The sequence below is a fragment of the Sphingobacterium endophyticum genome (assembly GCF_009733535.1).
Lineage (GTDB): Bacteria > Bacteroidota > Bacteroidia > Sphingobacteriales > Sphingobacteriaceae > Sphingobacterium > Sphingobacterium endophyticum.
In genome coordinates this window covers 308,853-326,762 of sequence record NZ_ML771899.1, presented here as the reverse complement: position 1 = coordinate 326,762, position 17,910 = coordinate 308,853, and the positions used below count along the sequence as shown (strand labels likewise).

At 44.8% G+C, this 17,910-nt stretch carries 18 protein-coding genes; 7 read left to right on the top strand and 11 right to left on the bottom strand.

What is annotated here, in order from left to right:
• Positions 1 to 296: 296 nt before the first annotated feature.
• The gene (locus tag E0Y80_RS01540; protein ID WP_156305643.1) at positions 297 to 491 is read right to left on the bottom strand and encodes a hypothetical protein; all 195 of its coding nucleotides are present in this window, start codon (positions 489 to 491) and stop codon (positions 297 to 299) included.
• Between the two features lie 1,134 nt (positions 492 to 1,625).
• Here E0Y80_RS01540 and E0Y80_RS01535 point away from each other — a divergent pair.
• A complete protein-coding gene (locus tag E0Y80_RS01535) occupies positions 1,626 to 2,045 on the top strand; it encodes a nucleoside-diphosphate kinase (protein ID WP_156305642.1) in 420 nt (139 codons plus the stop codon).
• Between the two features lie 317 nt (positions 2,046 to 2,362).
• Here the strand turns inward: E0Y80_RS01535 and E0Y80_RS20855 are convergent, their stop codons facing one another.
• The gene (locus E0Y80_RS20855; RefSeq protein ID WP_262885844.1) at positions 2,363 to 2,497 is read right to left on the bottom strand and encodes a hypothetical protein; all 135 of its coding nucleotides are present in this window, start codon (positions 2,495 to 2,497) and stop codon (positions 2,363 to 2,365) included.
• 1,469 nt (positions 2,498 to 3,966) lie between these two features.
• Here E0Y80_RS20855 and E0Y80_RS01530 point away from each other — a divergent pair.
• The 6 genes from E0Y80_RS01530 to E0Y80_RS01505 all read left to right on the top strand — a co-directional run bounded on the left by E0Y80_RS01530 (position 3,967) and on the right by E0Y80_RS01505 (position 10,095).
• Entirely contained in the window at positions 3,967 to 4,689 is a 723-nt protein-coding gene (locus E0Y80_RS01530) for a LytR/AlgR family response regulator transcription factor (RefSeq protein ID WP_156305641.1), read from the top strand.
• A 233-nt stretch (positions 4,690 to 4,922) separates the two neighbouring features.
• Positions 4,923 to 6,023, top strand: a complete 1,101-nt coding sequence (locus tag E0Y80_RS01525; RefSeq protein WP_197091444.1) for a sensor histidine kinase — start codon at positions 4,923 to 4,925, stop codon at positions 6,021 to 6,023.
• A gap of 1 nt (position 6,024) precedes the next feature.
• Positions 6,025 to 8,784 (top strand): lantibiotic dehydratase, encoded by a 2,760-nt coding sequence (locus tag E0Y80_RS01520; protein ID WP_156305639.1) that lies wholly within the window; start codon positions 6,025 to 6,027, stop codon positions 8,782 to 8,784.
• A 106-nt stretch (positions 8,785 to 8,890) separates the two neighbouring features.
• The gene (locus E0Y80_RS01515; RefSeq protein WP_156305638.1) at positions 8,891 to 9,211 is read left to right on the top strand and encodes an ArsR/SmtB family transcription factor; all 321 of its coding nucleotides are present in this window, start codon (positions 8,891 to 8,893) and stop codon (positions 9,209 to 9,211) included.
• A 2-nt stretch (positions 9,212 to 9,213) separates the two neighbouring features.
• The gene (locus E0Y80_RS01510; RefSeq protein ID WP_156305637.1) at positions 9,214 to 9,678 is read left to right on the top strand and encodes an SRPBCC family protein; all 465 of its coding nucleotides are present in this window, start codon (positions 9,214 to 9,216) and stop codon (positions 9,676 to 9,678) included.
• A 6-nt stretch (positions 9,679 to 9,684) separates the two neighbouring features.
• Complete coding sequence (locus E0Y80_RS01505; protein WP_156305636.1) at positions 9,685 to 10,095, top strand: DoxX family protein; 411 nt, start codon at positions 9,685 to 9,687, stop codon at positions 10,093 to 10,095.
• A gap of 179 nt (positions 10,096 to 10,274) precedes the next feature.
• Here the strand turns inward: E0Y80_RS01505 and E0Y80_RS01500 are convergent, their stop codons facing one another.
• The 9 genes from E0Y80_RS01500 to E0Y80_RS01460 all read right to left on the bottom strand — a co-directional run bounded on the left by E0Y80_RS01500 (position 10,275) and on the right by E0Y80_RS01460 (position 17,906).
• Complete coding sequence (locus tag E0Y80_RS01500) at positions 10,275 to 10,433, bottom strand: hypothetical protein (RefSeq protein ID WP_156305635.1); 159 nt, start codon at positions 10,431 to 10,433, stop codon at positions 10,275 to 10,277.
• A 310-nt stretch (positions 10,434 to 10,743) separates the two neighbouring features.
• The gene (locus tag E0Y80_RS01495; protein ID WP_156305634.1) at positions 10,744 to 11,508 is read right to left on the bottom strand and encodes a hypothetical protein; all 765 of its coding nucleotides are present in this window, start codon (positions 11,506 to 11,508) and stop codon (positions 10,744 to 10,746) included.
• Positions 11,509 to 11,518: 10 nt separating this feature from the next.
• Entirely contained in the window at positions 11,519 to 12,352 is an 834-nt protein-coding gene (gene traN / locus E0Y80_RS01490) for a conjugative transposon protein TraN (protein WP_156305633.1), read from the bottom strand.
• A gap of 24 nt (positions 12,353 to 12,376) precedes the next feature.
• Positions 12,377 to 13,666 carry a conjugative transposon protein TraM gene (traM, locus tag E0Y80_RS01485; protein WP_156305632.1) on the bottom strand — a complete coding sequence of 430 codons (1,290 nt, stop codon included), beginning with the start codon at positions 13,664 to 13,666 and terminating at the stop codon, positions 12,377 to 12,379.
• A gap of 386 nt (positions 13,667 to 14,052) precedes the next feature.
• Positions 14,053 to 14,661, bottom strand: a complete 609-nt coding sequence (gene traK, locus E0Y80_RS01480) for a conjugative transposon protein TraK (protein ID WP_231595882.1) — start codon at positions 14,659 to 14,661, stop codon at positions 14,053 to 14,055.
• Positions 14,662 to 14,690: 29 nt separating this feature from the next.
• Positions 14,691 to 15,896 carry a conjugative transposon protein TraJ gene (traJ, locus tag E0Y80_RS01475; RefSeq protein WP_156305630.1) on the bottom strand — a complete coding sequence of 402 codons (1,206 nt, stop codon included), beginning with the start codon at positions 15,894 to 15,896 and terminating at the stop codon, positions 14,691 to 14,693.
• Between the two features lie 17 nt (positions 15,897 to 15,913).
• Positions 15,914 to 16,555, bottom strand: coding sequence for a TerB family tellurite resistance protein (locus E0Y80_RS01470; RefSeq protein WP_156305629.1), 642 nt, complete (start codon positions 16,553 to 16,555; stop codon positions 15,914 to 15,916).
• Positions 16,556 to 16,566: 11 nt separating this feature from the next.
• The gene (locus E0Y80_RS01465) at positions 16,567 to 17,217 is read right to left on the bottom strand and encodes a hypothetical protein (RefSeq protein ID WP_156305628.1); all 651 of its coding nucleotides are present in this window, start codon (positions 17,215 to 17,217) and stop codon (positions 16,567 to 16,569) included.
• Positions 17,214 to 17,906: a conjugal transfer protein TraI gene (locus E0Y80_RS01460; protein WP_156305627.1), complete on the bottom strand. Its 693-nt coding sequence runs from the start codon at positions 17,904 to 17,906 to the stop codon at positions 17,214 to 17,216. Before E0Y80_RS01460 ends, E0Y80_RS01465 begins: the two co-directional genes overlap by 4 nt.
• Positions 17,907 to 17,910: the final 4 nt, after the last annotated feature.

Here is a 17,910-nt window from a genome sequence, read left to right as displayed (position 1 = left end):
CCACTAACTCAAATGCTTGAACTTACGTATTCATCAGTAACTAAAAAAAATAGGTTTGCTCTATTTTTAGGCAATCTTGCCAATGGTAATATTCTGAAAAGCTGGATGTTTGCAAGCCAATTTGAAGAGGTAAATTAAACAGGCGTCAGAAATAGATTTTCATAGTTGTAAGTACCTAGGACTTAACGAATGGAAGTTTTAAGCAAGGTATCCCCACTAATTAATAACGTACCTTATCTTTCAAGATACTTTTAGTTTAGATTAATTTATTTTGATCAATATTAATATAAACCTTTTTAAAGCTTCAACCTGACATTTTGAAGCTGTTGGTCATTCCAAGTCAGGAGCTCCTTTAGTATAAGGACTTCCAGAACCTCTTTGTCCAGTCCTGATAGATAATCCCACAGGTCACCTTGAATTTTCAATGGCTCTCCATTTTTAAGAATCTGGAAACCTGCTGATAGAAGTTCTTTTACGTTCTCATGGGTCATTACTAAAGTTCTATTTAAATGGTTATTCTAAAAAATTTGGACATCTCATATGTATGTCCATTGAGTTGGTTACAAATCCCTATACTAACTCCCAACCAATAAAAATAAGATCCTAAAATAGATGATAACTAGCTGTATCATTGGCAATAAAATAGGACATAAAAATTAGAAATATCAAATTAATACGGTTTTTGCAATATTTTGAATATAAACCAGGTTTTAACCTTACTTCCTTGAGAATATCTCATTTTTTTGATTGACTTTTAATAAATCCTAACACAATTTAGTATATAAACAAATATATCCAAAAAAAAAGGACAAAAACATCTTTTATCGGATGTGCTAGATAATATGTTTTAATTAGAAAAGTTAAAAGGGGTCAGAGAAACCGGTCTTATCCTGCTTCTCGCTTAAGTCTAGTTGTATGGATTTCCGGGTATCCATCTCTCCTGGCATCCTGTCTTTTCGTTAAAGAAATACAGAATCTCCTTATTAATCCAACCGGAGGTCTTGAATGCTCCTAGGAAGGAAAATTAACTAATAAAACCATATAGCAGAGGGACTCTCATTGTCCTGAATAGTACTTTGCATGCCTTCTCCAGATAAATCTTGCTGCCTAATATCGTTTATCGTCGCTAAAGAACCCTGGGCACGGAACTCCATTAATTTCTTAAAATTTTCAGGATTATTCCCGTATTCGATTACAACATGAAAACAAAGTTAACCCTAGCTAAAGGTACATAGACCGTAAGGCGCTTATATTCCTTTGTGATCTAGGGCCTCCCAAATAATTTTCAATCCCTGGGATTGCCAGGAAATTCAGATGGTGGTGATGATCTTCCTTATTAGAGCACGCCTTTGCAACTAGATGTTGGCCCCTAGGTAAAGATCAAATATAAATGCCCGATCTCAGTATCTGCACCAATTTTTTAATCCATGCCGACCTGAGATCCTTAAGGAAGTGCATGATAATTCGAAGTGACCCAACAAACCAAGTGAAGGTGTCCCAAAAATATTATTGGGTTGGCACGAAACGTTCTTAAAATGAAGGGAAAGTAGAGGAAAATGAAAATAAGCAGCAGGATGCTCAGAACTGGACAGGATTCCTTAACTTTGCAAAAAATACAGTAAAAAATGGCTACAAACAGAACATTTACAATGATTAAGCCGGATGCTGTGACAAATGGTCACACCGGCGCTATCCTAAATGACATCATCTCTGCGGGATTTAAGATCATTTCAATGAAGTACATCCAATTGAGCGAGATAAGTGCGGGAAATTTTTACGCTGTCCACAAGGAACGTCCATTCTACGGGGATTTAGTAAAATTTATGACATCCGGACCAATCGTTGCGGCGATCCTTGAAAAGGAGAACGCCGTTGAAGATTTTCGTTCCCTTATTGGCGCTACGGACCCATCCAAAGCAACTGAGGGAACCATCCGCAGTAAGTATGCTAAATCGATCGATGCAAATGCTATTCACGGATCGGATTCAGACGAAAATGCGGAGATCGAAGGAAATTTCTTCTTCTCACAATTTGAAAGGTTCTAGTCCATTTACGGACGATCCAGTACCGTTGGCAGAATCTCAAGCGTTGCCAAGTCTAAAAACATTCACTGTAGGGCCTTATTGCTAGTCCTCAAACAGGCATGTGCAAGTACATAATTTAGGAGGGTCCTTAGAATGGACTCTCCTTTTTCCGTCTTTCCTCACCATAGATTTAGTACAATTTCCTGTCTGTGCTCCATAGCCGTGACCCTAAGTGTGTACAAAAAGAGCGGCACCATGGTACCGCTCTGTGACCGACCTCTATGAGATCATGTACACTTGGTTATTTTATTCGGACCTGATTTCTTCAGAATCATCGATTAAACCTTCCTAACTGGTTCTACTGCAAGAATCCCTGCAGAAAACCACCATTGAATCATCCATGCAATTAAGGAAAATCTTAAAAATGAAATGTCCTTAGGCGCAGATAAAGCTAAAACAGTAATCAATTCCATTACATTATGAAAGGCTATCTGGTTATTTGGCTAGCATAAAGATTTTAAATACCAAACATCTTCCAAAAGCATAGCCTTGGATTCTAATTTAAGCAGTCTTGTATCCGGGGTCTGTTAAGGGCAATGAAGATTTGGCATATTATTTCCTTTATTAGTTATATGAACACTTGTTGGTTTTTATTTGTAGTCCCACATACATTCTATAATTAGCTGGAAGGTACTTTGAACCATGCTTGCTCAAAGTATACCTGGGCCATAATTGACAGAGTGGGTCGTTGCACAATATTAGGATTTTTATTTTTTCGCACAAAATAAAAGGAAAAAAACAATGGCATTTTAGCCATCCTTTTATGCCTTATCACGCTGATGGCATAATATGATAACAATTTGACCGATAATATAAAGGAAAGTCGGAGTCGGATTAGTTAGATGGCAAAATTGCCTGAAACACTTTACGGCCGTGAGATACTTGGCCAAGGGTTAAATCTAAAAAAAATCGGCTTTTTTATGAAGGAAATTAAGCTTATGCAAAAAATAGAGCCCACCCGGAAAGGGCGGGCTCGTTAACCAAGTGTTCATAATCCTCTAAGGACCTGAACTGCAAATGTAATTTCTTTATTTTAAAAAAAAATGATGCTTGCGATTTTTTTTTGTGACTTTGAGCAAATTTTTCAAATAATAAGGTAGGATACTGCTCAATCCGATCCATTCTGTCCATGTAATCCATAGGCTTGACCTTCATAAAGTACACTGGTATTTCAGTGTTCAATAAATTATTCGAAAAGGTTGCCAGGCGGGTGGATGTAGCATTTCTTTAAGAAATTATTAGCCGGCCCGTCCAGGAGTCAACAGGTATGTTTCAATATCGGGTCTTGGGAGCTTAAACAAGGATAATCATAATCGGACTACAAAAAAGAGCGGCACTCTTTGTACCGCTCCGTGACCATATCCCTGAAGGATGCTGAACACCTGGTTCCTTAGGACCTATGCCAACCAGGGGACCGGCCCAGATGCCTATTCCGATATTGAATATCAATGACGATTTATCTTTAGAAAGATCAATTTGCGTGGTATAGATATAAAAAAATGGAGATCAATGCATACGTTCGATCTCCATCATAACCAATTACCTTTTTACCTAAATTATTCTTCAAATTTTTTGAACGCTTGAATGACATTTACTCGATTCAAAAACCAAAACAGAACGGCATGTAAATTGAAATTTTCCGGAAGGAAATCCTAATTAGCACTTTTACCTTCCGGGACTGTACTTAATAAATAACTAGTACAAATCAAGGCAATAAGACTAACAATGCATAAAATTTTATAGCAAGCTCGATTAATATTATATGAATGTCCCTTTTTAACTCTAATTGGAGCTACGGCACTTTTATTTTCCTGTATTTTACAGGGCATAAGGACTTTTATGGATTTTTATATTAATTTTGATATAATCCCCAAATTTACCAATGGAACTAACTTGCATAATTATCGATGACGAATTCCACGCTCAAATAGAGCTGAAGGACGCATTGGAAAAGGTCCCTTCGATTTCCGTAAATGGATCCTTTGAGAACATATCGAATGCACTTAACTTTTTGGAAGACGGTGATATTGACATTATTTTCTGTGACATCAATCTTCCAGACTTGAACGGACTCGAGGCAGCGAGGCTACTCCAGCTTAATTGCAAATACCTGATTTATGTAACGGCACATAGGGAGTATGCCCTGGATGCGTTCGGCGCCCATGCGGACGGCTATCTCCTAAAACCCATATCACAGCGCGCGCTCTTGGATAAGATTGCCCATATCATCGAAGTCCAGAAGGTAGTACCAACGAATGCCCATGGCGTTGAAAATTTTGTATTTGTTAAGGGAAATTCCAAGAACAGCTTCATCAAACTGGACCTGAATAAGGTGGTCTTCATAGAGGCAATGCTCAATTATGTAAAGATATGGCTGGAAGGATCATTCCACATTACCTATTCCACGTTAAAGTCTATGGAGAGGAAACTGGATGGAAGCGCATCGTTTATCAGGATTTCGAAATCGATTATAATAAATTCTAGCCACATCAATGAGGTGGACGGTATGATCGTCAGGATGACAGATGGGAATAAATTCAGCATTGGGGATTCCTATAAAAGTGCGTTCGTCACTTTTCTGAACAAACGCACATTGGGTGTCTGATCAACCTATTGTCATTCCAGAGGTTGTCATCGTAGTTGTAGGTACAGTAACCTCCGATTTGGAAGACTTAACATAGCTACCTTTTTCGAACACGTACAAGCTTACGCTTTTGATCTTTTTCTTTTTTGTATATTTCATCTTGCTATTGGAATTGGATGTCGTTATTATACAAAACTTCCACCAGAACAGCATCTTTTTTATACGAACTATACATAATATTATACAAAACCGAAATGTTTCGCGATAAAACCTACAGGATCCACCTGCTTTGCTGGACCATCTATATCGCCTACGAGATTTTACTTACAGGCACATTGAACGGCAGATTTAGCCACCCTTTAACCTATATATTTTTCTATTCAATTGAGATCGGCCTCTTTTATGTCCATGCCCTGATAATTATGCCTAGACTCTTTAGGGCCCATGGGAGCAGGTACATCTTGGAGGCAGTACTTCTGGCCTCCCTGCTATGCAGTTATACCATCCTTCTGGTCCTTTCCAGCTACTTTCTGGAATTGGTCGGAGTAAGGAAACGGCCACTTACCCTGGACGGGGCATTCTTCCTGTACCTTTGCTGGAGAGCCGTCCTTTTTCTGATGTATGCCACTGGATTCTTCTTTGTCCGTAGGTACATCCAACAAACGGCTGAACAGGCCAGAAGGTCACTGGATTTGGAGCGTATGCGGACCAAGATGGCCCAGCTGGAGAGCGACTACCTACGTTCTCAGATAAGTCCCCATCTTCTCTTCAATACACTTAACTTCATAAAATTTGCAGCAAAGCACCGGCCGGAACAGAGCGAAGAAGCAATCCTGCTCCTTACCCAGACCCTTGACTTTTCACTTTCAAAAAGTCAGTACGGCCTCATTCCTCTTAGGGAGGAACTGAAACAGGTGGAAAACATCATCCGAATCAACCAGCTCAGGTACGACGGTAAGGTCACCGTGGAATTGCTTAAGGAGCTTGAGGTCAACGGCAAGCTCGTTCCACCCATATCAATCCTGACCATCGTCGAAAATATTTATAAGCACGGCGACCTCCTGAAGGAAAAATATCCCGCCAGGATCTCCATTACCGAACAGCAAGATAGCCTGACAATCAAAACGGAAAACCTGATAGCTTCCTATCCGGATTCCCAGGCTCGCGGAAGAGGATCAGGTCTTACCAACTTGAAAGAAAGGATGGAGAGTTTCTATGGTGAGAGGAACTTTTCCCTGGAGTATGGAAAACACGGCAGGTACTTTAGGCTCGAGCTAACCATACCGACCACATGGAACCACATCCTAACGGAAACGGAGTTTCCAACAATCTCCCAGCGCAAACTCGACACATAGCATGACGGAAAAAGAACAAAATCAGCACCCTTCCCCAATTGGAGCCGGGATCTGTAGGACACCCTACTTCCATTTGGACCGGGACCTTGAATCGGCATGGCCGGAACTTAAGACTCTAATCTCACAATCCGCTCCAGACTTCTATGAGCGCATCCGAAACCTATCTTATGATGAACTCCTGGGTAAGGATGAGAGGACACGCTTTACGGTCTGGAAGTATTTCAATAGGGCAAGGTATAGGGCAACACCCCTTGGGAGCTTTGCGGCTGTATCACTTATCCCACCAAACCCTAGCAAGGAGAAAAGAACCCTGACCATCTTCAGGGAAATGGATGTTTTTGCAGTAACACGAAACCTTTCCGAGGCGATCTTCAAGGGATTGAAATCAGGCAGCTCCCTAGGGTTGGGATGTATTGCGAACTCGACCTGTTACGTCATGGGAAGCGAAATAAGGTACCTGTCCCTGCAACAGAACCGTTATTCTTTGAGTTCCATTCCATTCACCGAGGAAATTGGTGAACTATTAAATTTCTGCAGCTCAAAGAAGACTTACATTGAGCTCATTGACTTCCTGCAGAACATCCAGGGGATGGACATCAGGAACGCAAGATCCACCCTGGAACAACTGGTGGACTCTGGGGCAATAATTACAGAAAAAGCCGGTTCCGTAACCGGAGGGTTCCTTGCAAAACGGATCCCGATAGAGGAAACTGCTGGCACAGATCTGAAGTATGTTATCAGTTCCAGAAAGATTGCAGGGACGGGCCTTTCCAAGGAAATTAAGGATAAGGTTCTTCAATACGCAATTTTTCTCCGCAAAACATTCCCCATAAAGCCAAACAAAGATCTCGAAGAATTTAAGGTCAACTTCAATAGGAGGTGGGAAAACCGTGCTGTTCCACTAAGTACTGTGCTCGACCCCATATACGGAATACCCTATGGTAATCTTGGATCAGCTGGTAAGGGTGGTCCCTATGAACTTCTGGGCATAGAAAGGATGGATCGGTCTGGGCGAGTCTTCCAGTTCGACGGGTTCGTTGAGTTCCTGTTGCGCGAACTTGTCAAGGGAGAAACCATCAGGCTGGAAAACTTCAGGGCCGATTTGCAAAATGCCCCCGGCAGTCTCCCAAACACCTTCAGCGCCATTCTACAGACCTTTCAGGGCCGTCCGGTCATAAGGTCAATTGGAGGGTATTCCTCAAGCTCCCTATCGGGAAGATTTTCGACATTACCAGATTTTGAACCAAAGCTGCGGGAGATCGCAGGGCTAGAGAAATTGGCAAATCCGGGAATTACATTCTTTGACCTAGCCTACCTCAGTGGGGAGGGAGCCGACCATATAAACTGGAGGCTGCCGCTTTTCGAAGGCGAACTTCCATTTGCCTGCTGGCCGTCCCTGGACAGCCCAGTTCGCTTACAGGACATCCTGGTAAGCGTGGACGGGGAGCGGATACTGCTCCACCATGCCCCGACGGGAAAGAGGATGGTACCAAGGTTCGCCTCTGCCTACAACTTTCGCAGATCAGAACTTCCCCACTTTAGGTTCCTGATGGATGTCCAGGGACAGGACCTCCACCTCCTTCAGCTTCCGGTTATGAGCTCGCTACTGCCGGGGCTCGACCACTATCCCCGAATCGTTTACAGGGACTGCATAATCGAACCCGCCGTTTGGAGATGTCCAGCCTTCAGTTCCCGTTCTGAGCTTACCCAGTGGATCTCAACCTCTGGACCCAAGGGACCCTTCCTTGTTGGGAATTACGACCAAACACTGATGATAGACCCTAACAAAGAGGAGGACCTGGCATATTTCCTAACCTACTGCAAGAAGAACACAGCCCCTCTAGTTAAGGAAGCCTTGATATCCCAAGAAGGCAGCATTAGGGACGAGGAGGGATTGCCATACTTTTCAGAATATGTCATAGACTTCTTCCACGGGCACACCGTATATGAGGACATACCGCTAAGGGAAAGCAAAAAAATCCAGACGGACATAAAGTCCTTCAACAGCGATTGGATATATATCGAACTCCTCATGAACCAAAGCGCATCTGACAGGTTCATATCCCAGGAACTTAAGGCATTTCTAAAATCTGCCGGGGACTGGATACAGTTGTGGTTCTTCGTGCGATACAACGATCCCAGCCCCCACATCCGGTTGAGGATAAGAAAAAGGTATGATAGTCCCGACGTTTTAAAGGATATTGGGGAATACTTCGCGCCTTTAAGGGTTAGTGGGATAGTCTCGGGAATCACCATCAGGGAATATGACAGGGAGATCCAGAGGTACGGACCGAAGGCAATGTCCCATGTTGAAAAATTCTTTCATCTGGACAGTGTAAATGCCTTAAGGGACATTAATAGGCCGACGAAAGAGCGATATGCCAGGATGGTCAACCTAATATGGGATCTCACCCAATACATTCTCCCCGATATCATTGAGAGGGAAAAATTCTATAGGGCTATGGCCGGATATTTTGCCAAGGAAATGGACCTTCAAAGTGAATCGTGGAAGAAGGTAAACCTCTTTTCTTCTGACTTCAGCATGGAAGGAGTCAGGTCCGCAAACAAAGCGATGGTGGGGAAACTACGTACGATAATGCGTCATACTCCCGAAATGGACAGGCGCAAAATGCTTTCCGACCTTTTCCATATGGCAATAAACAGAAGGTTCAGCGGCGAGCAGAGGGTTCATGAGGGCATAATCTACCAAATAGTCCATAGACTCACCAAGGTCATGCTCCATAAAGAACGTGACCATTAGAGGCACCCCGCTGAACCATGGAAACCTCCATTACCAAAAAGGATTATCAAATTAATTTGCGTAGCCATTTGACTACACTTATATTTGTAGTCAAATGGCTTCATATATGAATTTAAGACGAGATGTTTTTCAGGCTATTGCCGACCCTACTAGAAGGGCAATATTGCTTTTAGTCGCTACACAATCCATGACTGCGGGAGCAATAGCATCAAACTTTGACTCAGCACGACCGACAGTTTCCAAGCACCTCCAGATTCTCACAGAATGCGAATTGCTTATACAAAAACAGAACGGAAGAGAGATTCTCTACCGCATCAACGCTGAAAAGTTGAGGACAGTCGCCGACTTTATTGAACCGTTCCGCAAGATGTGGGATGAAAGGTTTAACATGTTAGAGGACGTAATGAAAAAGTACAAAAACAGATAATTATGGAACAGCTAACCAAAGTGAATGCCGAGGACGGCAAACAGGAAATCGTAATCACAAGGGAATTTGATTTGTCCGTTGAGTTACTTTTCAAGGCCTACGAAGATCCTGATCTCTTTGAACAGTGGATGGGAACCAAGGTTTTGAAAATGGAAAACAGAAGACACGGCTCCTATGCTTTTGAGACATCGCACAACGGAAATGTGGTGTTTCGGGCAAATGGGACAATTCACGAATTTGTTCGCAACCGGAAGATAACTCGAACATTTGAGATGGAACAAACGACTTTTCCTGTTCAGATTGAATATCTGGAATTTGAAAGAATCACTCAGCAAAAGAGTAAACTGACAATTCACATTGTTTTTAAATCAATTGGGTTCAGAAACCAACTTTTACAAATGCCCTTTGCTCAAGGTATTAACATAGCTCACAACAGGCTGCAGGAAGTGGCAGACAGGCTAAAATAACGAAGTATGAAAAATCGAAACAGAATAATTTATTGGGTCACGACCATATTCCTTTCAATCGGAATGACCGCTGGCGGTATACAGCAAATTTTTCAGATAGGAGGTTACAACGAAATAGTAAGTGCGTTGGGATATCCGCTGTACATGTTGAGTATTATCGGAACTTGGAAAATCCTTGGGGTCATTGTCATTCTCGTCCCGAAATTTCCGTTATTTAAGGAATGGGCCTATGCAGGTTTTTTCTTTGTGATGTCAGGCGCCCTGATCTCTCATCTGGCTGTCGGCCAAGAATTTTCACAAGCTATCCCCTCCATGATTTTATTGGTCTCAACCGTTTTATCCTGGTATTTCAGACCAGGAGAAAGAAAGTTTGAATCCGACAAAGCCCGGTCCCACCTCCGTGACCAGGCAAGCTGAAATGTTTTTTAAGGGAACGGCGGAAATTGAGTAACGTTATCCAAAGGCTTGAAACTCAAAGGTCCTGCCCTCTTGCAAAATAGGGAATATACAATAAGATAAGATAGAGCATGATCGGGGACGGTAAAAACAGCGAATTCCGTTTGATAGTCCATAGTTAAATTTTAGGAAGATCGTTTTTACCTTATGGCGACTTTGCCTAGATAATCAGAAATCACTGTTCCGCTTTTGCCTCCGGAATATTCCTTCCATTTCCCTTTTGGACTGTATTTCCAAAGAAAGCTCGATGACCCCGAGAATTCAATGGAAATTGAATATTCCAGAGACAGATTTTCCATCACTCGCCATTTTGCAGAAAAAAAAGGTAAATCGAGCTGGGCAGATTCTTATTAAAGGACGGTACGTACTTCAGGTAGCCAAACTCATGGAGCTCCCTTAGACAATTGCGATAGGTAGCAAGGCACATCTTTGCTTCCTTTGCACCCTGGCTGGAGTAAATCCTTATGCACCCCTGATATTCCATACAGGCCCACTTCCTAATCAGGGAAAAATAGAGCGAAATGTGTGCTGTCGAGAGTCGTGGGTCCCTATCCATGGCCTCAAAGAATCTCGGCAGGACCGAGCCCAATGCCAGAAAGGCTTCAGGTTTCATATCCTGTGTCCTCCTTTCCCCGCTCCTCTGGCCCTAACCTGAACCTGCCTCTGAAGTTCCTGCTGCTTAGCACTAGGCCTCTGGTGCAGTTCTGTTCGGTCGTCCATAAATTCCTGCCTAATCCCCTGCTCATTGAAGATGCACACAGCCTTGAATCGGGGAAGCGCTTCAACATAGAGTCTTTCCTTGCCCCTGCTGAGATTGAAAGTTACCAACTGGCGATTTCCCCTGCAAAGTGAATCTAGAATCCTCTTCCTGCTCCGTTCGTCAGCGAGTTCCTCAATAGGGTACCGTTGCAGCTGCTTCTCTAGGTCATATCCATAATTTTCATGGAACTTAAGGAGCTTATTGTTGCCTTGAATGTCCATGGTCTTGGAATCAAGCTGGTACCAAGCCCGGTAGGATTCACCCTGTACGTCCGACATCAGCTTCTGCACGGAGCGACCATTCAGAAGATTGTAGGCTTCCTTCAATGTAAATCGCTCGTTGCCATTCACATAGAATTTCCTGGCATTCACCGTTCGGGATGGATCAGCAGGAAGTTCGAGCCTGTAGGAATTGAAGAAATACATGTCGGTTTGCTTGCTCCTGGAGAAATGGAGCTCTGCCTTTACCTCCTCACCCTCCAATTTAGTCCTTAATTGCAATTGGAACTCATTTTTTCCTTTTACTATCTTGTTATGCATGTCCTCTTGGAGCTGGTTGCCAAATCCTGAATAGAAAAGTTGATCCTTCAGGTATTCATAGTTCTGTACGTTCATGATATGGGATTTATTTAATGCGAATTGGAATGGGAAGTGCTTTTAAGAGATGCCTGTTTTTCACCTTCTGGCTTAAATCCCTGCCTCCAGAGAGCTCCATTATTTCAATGGATAAATGCTTCCCTGTGGGGAGTGTAAAGCTGGGAAGAACGAAAACAAGGGTATGCTGAACATGTTCATGGAATCTCTCCAGGTCGCCATCTACAAATTCAGGGAGTATTTCCACCTCCTGTTCTGCAGTGCGCTTTGTACCTCTGGTTTCCTTTAGGAAGAATCTGAACTGATCGATCTGGTAAGGTATATGGGAATCATTGTATATCCGGAAACGCAGGTACATTCTGTCCCCATGGATAAAAATACCGTCCAACGAAAGAGATATCCCGTTGGAATTCCGCCTGAGCCGCAGGGGGGTAAGATCGGTACTTCGGGTCCATTCCAATGCTTCCTTGATCTGTTCAGTAGGAACCCTCCTTCCGTTAGGCATGGACCGGTAAGAATCCGGTTCACGTTCCTGAACACTTAAGTTGATGGGTTCAGCATATTCCGAATAGCTCACGAGAAAGGAATGTAAGGTTCCATCTTGGGTGATCACCGTTAGGTTTGTGCGTTCCAGGCTCGGACCTTCAGCCTTCACCTGCAGGATGTTCTGCACCCCCTCGGCTCTCTGGGCAAGGAGCCCCGCACTGCCGAGGTCTACACTAATAATCGGCTGGGGAAATATCAGGTTAGTGGTCATTTTTTCACTTACCCCCAGTTCCCTGGGAGTGATTTCCGACTGTCCGTTGACGGATACAGCGGTGACAATAAGGATTGATGCTAGGATTTTCTTTTGGAGACTTATCATAATGTGATCGTTTTTAGTTTTGGCCTACTGGCCATTCTGTTTTTTATCGAACAACAGCAGGCGGTAACCTGTGGGCAGTATCACCTTTCCCGCCTTGAGCTTTTTTCCTATCATACTTTTGGCGGCCTGAATGCCCACTGATGCTGCCTTGGTCTCCCATGAGGGATCCAGAGAGGATAGCCCGATTCCCTGAAGTGTCCGTCCCGTAGATTCATCCATCCCTTGCTGGAGGAGGTTTCCAGGAATATTGATTCCCCGCATGCCGTCCAGGTCATGAACCTGCATATCCACGGAAAGAAGATCCGGACCCACCCTAATATTGGAGACCCTGGCCTCCATCCGCTGGGATGAAAAGCTTACCCGCGCGAAAACCAGATGTCCTTTTGAAACCTCCCTGCCTGCAATGGACACGTCCTCCAATAGGTGCATCTTCAAGGTAGAACCATTGGTGAGTTCCTGTTTTCCGTGGACGACTGCCTGAATGGCCCTTCCTCCAACAGTTTCCTTGATTGGAGGGTCAAGCGAATAGAACCTGACCGCCCTGCTAAAGGAATCAACATTAAGTCCACGTCTTGCCATTGTGGTTATTGCCAAGGCCTCTTCGCTAGAGGTAACTGGCACGGTACTGTCAGCAGAACCGTCCGATGAGGCCGTTTGATAAGTCCCCCCGGTAGGATTCTGAATTTCAATGATCTTGTCGAGCATCGAATTGAGCTCAGAAATCTCCTCTTCCTCTCCGAGTCCTCGGGAAACCATGTCAGGGTTGTCATTTTCCAGATCAAGCATATCTCCGGGTACGGTGGTCACGGCCTGGTAATCTCTACCCTGAAAGGGCTGTGTATTCTCAAGGATTCCCCTGGCCTCACCTTGCGGATCTTTCAATTCCTTATTTAGGTCGGCCAGCTTGGCGAAGATATCCTCGGAAATCAAGTCTCCGGGATCCTTTTTAGCGGGCATGAAATCATCCCATACGGTTTCTGATTTCATAAAATCATCTTCCTGATACAATCCTGATGAATCCTCCGGGAGCAGGTGGTAGGGATCGTTTCTGATAAGTTCCTGAAGCCTCTGGGAATCGCGCTCCGCCCTTTCGTAGTAGTCAAGTTTATCAAGGCCTTCTTCACTGGAACGAACCATATCGGGCAGTTCGGAAGATAAACCCTCTGGTCCCTGGCTCCTGGAAATACCTCCCGGTACCCTTCCTACCCCCATCTTCCAAAACAGGAAGAACAGAAATGGTAGGGCAACCAAAGGTGCAAGCAAAAGGAACCTGGCCCGGCGCCGATTGCCGTTTACTGTGTCATTTCTTTCCATTGCATTTTTATTATTGGTTATTGATTTTTTTAATTTTTTGCTTCAGTCCCCTATATTTTTTTATTAAAACATTACTTTATCTGGAATCCGTTCCGAATGGAGGCGGTATCCTTTGGACCCGATAGCGGGGAATTTCGTACCTCAAGGGTGTCTACCGGGATATGCGGAAAATCGATGGAACCCGGTTTTTCCGCAAGTTCACTCTTCTCCGACCATACGGCCCGATAGACTTGGAGCGTGCTGGCAGCACCGCCGGTCATCAGCATGGCCAATAGGCATAATTTCCAGGTCCTTTTTGAAAAGTCCCTGGTAAGCATCCCCATCTTTCTAGCCCAAACATTGTTAAGTCTAGACCAAAAATTCACATAGGTTCTTTTCATTTACCATCAATTGCGGACCTCTGTTTTTAGATCCCTGTTTTCCAATATTTCCCATCGCTCGATAATCAAACCATGTGAGTTGTTTTGACTTCTAGAGATTTCCCGGAGCATTCCTTTGCTTACCAGGTTTCGAGTGGTCTGGCTGGTTGGCCTGACAATAAGCTGTTTTCCGAAGTAAAGAAAGCTGTAGGGATAGTTCGAAAAGTCGACCTTCACGCTGTCCATCCTTATACTCTGGTTTACGTTGGCAGAAATGAGCTGGGAATAAAAGTCTCTTTCACTAAGATTATCATAAACTTTCTTAGCACTGCGGTCCGCAAGATAGAGGGCCTTTGCAGTTGTCTCCCGAATCGCCGATTCATCGGGGTCCAACGTAAAGAAGAGTTCATGGAAGCGAAGGATATGGTCTCGGGCCTCAGCAGGAAGGTTTTCTTGCCTTGAGGATGATGAGGCCAGAAAAGCCTGGCCGTTCCCAAGTACGTAAACTCTGTCCCGTTGCCTACCGATGGTCTTGAGGCTCCAATAGAGACAAAGACAGCTGAAAGTTATGCTTGAGAGCACTACCACAGCCGTAAACAACCTGATATAGCGAAAGGCCGAATCTATATTTTTCATTTTTCTAAACATGGTGGAACATTTTACGATTAGCCATTACCTTTCAATTTGTCCCCCATGTATCCGTTGGAGGCATCTCTTTCTGTAAAATATGGTTCGCTCAGGGATCTCTGGGCCATACTGCTTGAGTTCCTTGCCGCAGAATCTCCCATTGAGTCATTGGCCATGGAGCCTCCCCCGTGTACAATTTTGGTCGGAAGGCTCGCTGCCGAGCTCTGAAAAATGTTGGTTACGCTCCTAACGAAGGCTCCGTTTTCCGATGCATTCACGATATAGTTGGCAATACTTGGGACAGAAAAATATCCAACGATCCCGATGATAAGGAACAGGAGATAGGCAGCGTCAGCTTGGGAGAAAAAAGTCTGGCCGTCCTGCTGGATCTGGGAAATATCTATTTTCAGCATGTTTTCCTGGATCTTCCCGATCATGCTTCCAAAAATATTGGCAACCGGCAGCCATAGGAAAATATTGATGTATCTGGCTAACCAGATGACCAGGGTGTGCTGAAATCCATCAAAGACTGCAAGTCCGAACACAAGGGGTCCCAGGACCGACAGTACGACCAGCTGAAAAGTTCTGAGCGTGTCGATGCACAAGGCCGCCGCCTGAAAGAGAACAGCAAGCACTTCTCCCATCCACTCCTTGACCGAATTTCTGAAGCTATAGGCAGCTTTGGACATCGCAAATTTATAATCGTTTCCTATGCCCTCCCAAAAGCCCTCAGAGCCCGGATCGGATTCCGGATGGGAGTACCTGTACCACTGATCCCTATTGCCCTGGCCGTCAGGTCCGATGTACATCTGGTAATGGTCCGTCCGCTCCATAGCCTCCCTTTTTCTATTAAGGAGTTCTGTAATGGCACGGTTGGAGTCCCCCACCATTCCCGAGGTGGCAGATACGATGGGGGTTAGGACCCCGTTGATAACGCCCATGACCATGGGAAAGAAAGAAATACAAAAGCCTATGACAAATGGACGGAAGAGCGGATAGAAATCAATGGACTCCGCAGCCGCAAGGTGCTTCCACACCCTTGAGGAGATAAACCATAGTGCCGCAAATCCTGCAATTCCCTGTCCCACCCCGATCAGGCTGGAACACAAAGGCATCATCTGGTCATATAGCATCTGTAGTACCTGATGGAAACTTGCTACCCCTTCGAAGGCATCCTGCCCAACCGCTTTTAAAGGAGCCATGGCAGCCATCCCAAAGATCCCCTGTATTATTTTTATTTTCATCGTTCGTTTTTTTTAGTCTATTTTTCTGACCGGCCAAAGAGCCTCCCTATGCGCTCCGACTCCTTCCTCTCCTGGCCGCGCCGTACCATGAGCACGTCCGTTTCGTGAAGGAAGCCCCTTAAGAACGCCGTGGCATCCTCCATTTGGGCATGAATCCTATCGATTGCACTAAGCCGTTCGCCGTCGTTCATCTGGACCTCCCCGTCCAAGAGCAGCGAGGTGAGTTCCTGGAGGTACGCAAGGGATCCTTCGAGTACCTTTTGCCGTACTTTGGAAAGGTAATCCAGCTCATCCAGTGTAAACCTCCCGGATTTTCTATACCTAAGTACGGCCTGCCGGGATTGCCTGACCAGCTGAATCTGGAGAATGGCTATTCGGTCTACCTTATGGTACTTACTGATCGTTGGAGATGCCTTCATCAGGCCTTGTAAAAAGGCCCTGTGCAGGTTGAAGTTTCCCCTGGAGAGGTCCGTGACCATGCCGTAACCTTTGGAGAGTATGGAATAGCCCTGCTTCATCTGGTAGAGAATTTTCTTCATTTGGGTCAGCTTCTCCACATTAAGCAGCAATTGCGAAATCTCTGTACGCTGCGGGAATGCCCTTTGCGATGGTATGATGAGAAAGGTGGAGATGAATAGGTAAAGTTTGAATGTCTTCATATCGAGTCTTTTTAAGGTTTGAATATCACTTCCGCCTTCTGCAGGTCGCTTCCGAACTGCTTGATCAGTAGGGAAAGTGTCAATGAACCGTCCAATATGCCCTTGGAAAAAAGCAGCAAGCCGTACATTTCCCCTCCTATCTCCTCAATAGCCAGAATCCGCTGTCCATCGTCCATTTTCAGATGTCCTTCCCTCAGGACGGCTCCAAGGTCGTTTAGAAGCCCATTACAGCGGCCAAGCAGGACAGGATAGACCGATTCAAGGGTTTTTCGCCCTTGGATTGAAGTCAATCCGTGCAAACGTGTCCTTGACCGGAATTCAGCATAGTGCGCCAGAATATCAGCCTGCATTGCCAGGATTCCCATAATCTTGGGGTACCCCTTGACCTGTGGACTTACCGTACACAGCGAGTTAAAGAAACGGTTGTGCAGGTCAACCTCAGCACCCTTTTTACCCTGGATCTTTCCCCATCCCGACCTGGCGAAATTTACTCCATCTTTCACCAGCTTGAGATATACCCTTTGGGCAGCAATATGCTGGACCAAGTACCTCTTTTGCGTAGCCTTCTGACGTACCCATTCCCTCAGGGTCTGGCTTTGGCCATCCGTAACGGCAATGGCAGTCAAAATGCATAGAAGCCCGGTTATTTTCCTGACCTTCATCTTTTCGTTGTAGGTAGATAAAACTTACGAATCCGATCGACATCACGGATTTCAGCTGATCTATGGATACTCAACAGAATGTTCTGCCTGTTGAAGTTCACAAGGTCCCTGTGGTTGGCATAGATCTCACGAGAAGCACTCTTTATCATTTCGCTACGCTGGCTGTCGTTCATTTCCAATTGGAAGGACTTTATGACCAGGGCGATCTGCTCTACGTCCTGCAAGCTTCTTTCCAGGATTCCTGTATATATCTTTTCCATATACTCAATCTCATCGGGACTGAAATTCCCGTTTTTCCTTATCGTGGGCCAGACTTGCCTGTATTCCTTGAGCATGGAAGCCTGTAGCTGGACTATCTGGCGCACCTGACGGTAGCGGCTGATCGCCGAGCGGACCTTTCTGAATCCAAGGTAATGTTCCCGGTACTGCTGGGCCTGCCTTTGGGTCCACTCTGAAATTTCCTTAAGCCGCCTTTTACTCAGAGAGTTTTCCAGGGTCTTCTGAGCGTTCTGCAACCATACCGTACGGTTCTGCAATCGCTGTACTTTCAGGTCGACCGCCTTGACAACCCGCTTGATTCCCGCCCGGATCACCTCGGCAATGGCGAGCTGGGCCCTGGCCTGGTTGGTGGGGGTACATGCTAATGTTAAAAATAGGAGTGAAATCCTTATTATGGTGATTCTCTTCATAGCT

Coding starts and splice junctions, on each gene's coding strand:
- E0Y80_RS01540 (WP_156305643.1), bottom strand. CDS start 491: ATGACCCATGAGAACGTAAAAGAACTTCTATCAGCAGGTTTCCAGATT.
- E0Y80_RS01535 (WP_156305642.1), top strand. CDS start 1,626: ATGGCTACAAACAGAACATTTACAATGATTAAGCCGGATGCTGTGACA.
- E0Y80_RS20855 (WP_262885844.1), bottom strand. CDS start 2,497: ATGGAATTGATTACTGTTTTAGCTTTATCTGCGCCTAAGGACATTTCA.
- E0Y80_RS01530 (WP_156305641.1), top strand. CDS start 3,967: ATGGAACTAACTTGCATAATTATCGATGACGAATTCCACGCTCAAATA.
- E0Y80_RS01525 (WP_197091444.1), top strand. CDS start 4,923: ATGTTTCGCGATAAAACCTACAGGATCCACCTGCTTTGCTGGACCATC.
- E0Y80_RS01520 (WP_156305639.1), top strand. CDS start 6,025: ATGACGGAAAAAGAACAAAATCAGCACCCTTCCCCAATTGGAGCCGGG.
- E0Y80_RS01515 (WP_156305638.1), top strand. CDS start 8,891: ATGAATTTAAGACGAGATGTTTTTCAGGCTATTGCCGACCCTACTAGA.
- E0Y80_RS01510 (WP_156305637.1), top strand. CDS start 9,214: ATGGAACAGCTAACCAAAGTGAATGCCGAGGACGGCAAACAGGAAATC.
- E0Y80_RS01505 (WP_156305636.1), top strand. CDS start 9,685: ATGAAAAATCGAAACAGAATAATTTATTGGGTCACGACCATATTCCTT.
- E0Y80_RS01500 (WP_156305635.1), bottom strand. CDS start 10,433: ATGGAAAATCTGTCTCTGGAATATTCAATTTCCATTGAATTCTCGGGG.
- E0Y80_RS01495 (WP_156305634.1), bottom strand. CDS start 11,508: ATGAACGTACAGAACTATGAATACCTGAAGGATCAACTTTTCTATTCA.
- traN (WP_156305633.1), bottom strand. CDS start 12,352: ATGATAAGTCTCCAAAAGAAAATCCTAGCATCAATCCTTATTGTCACC.
- traM (WP_156305632.1), bottom strand. CDS start 13,666: ATGGAAAGAAATGACACAGTAAACGGCAATCGGCGCCGGGCCAGGTTC.
- traK (WP_231595882.1), bottom strand. CDS start 14,661: ATGAAAAATATAGATTCGGCCTTTCGCTATATCAGGTTGTTTACGGCT.
- traJ (WP_156305630.1), bottom strand. CDS start 15,896: ATGAAAATAAAAATAATACAGGGGATCTTTGGGATGGCTGCCATGGCT.
- E0Y80_RS01470 (WP_156305629.1), bottom strand. CDS start 16,555: ATGAAGACATTCAAACTTTACCTATTCATCTCCACCTTTCTCATCATA.
- E0Y80_RS01465 (WP_156305628.1), bottom strand. CDS start 17,217: ATGAAGGTCAGGAAAATAACCGGGCTTCTATGCATTTTGACTGCCATT.
- E0Y80_RS01460 (WP_156305627.1), bottom strand. CDS start 17,906: ATGAAGAGAATCACCATAATAAGGATTTCACTCCTATTTTTAACATTA.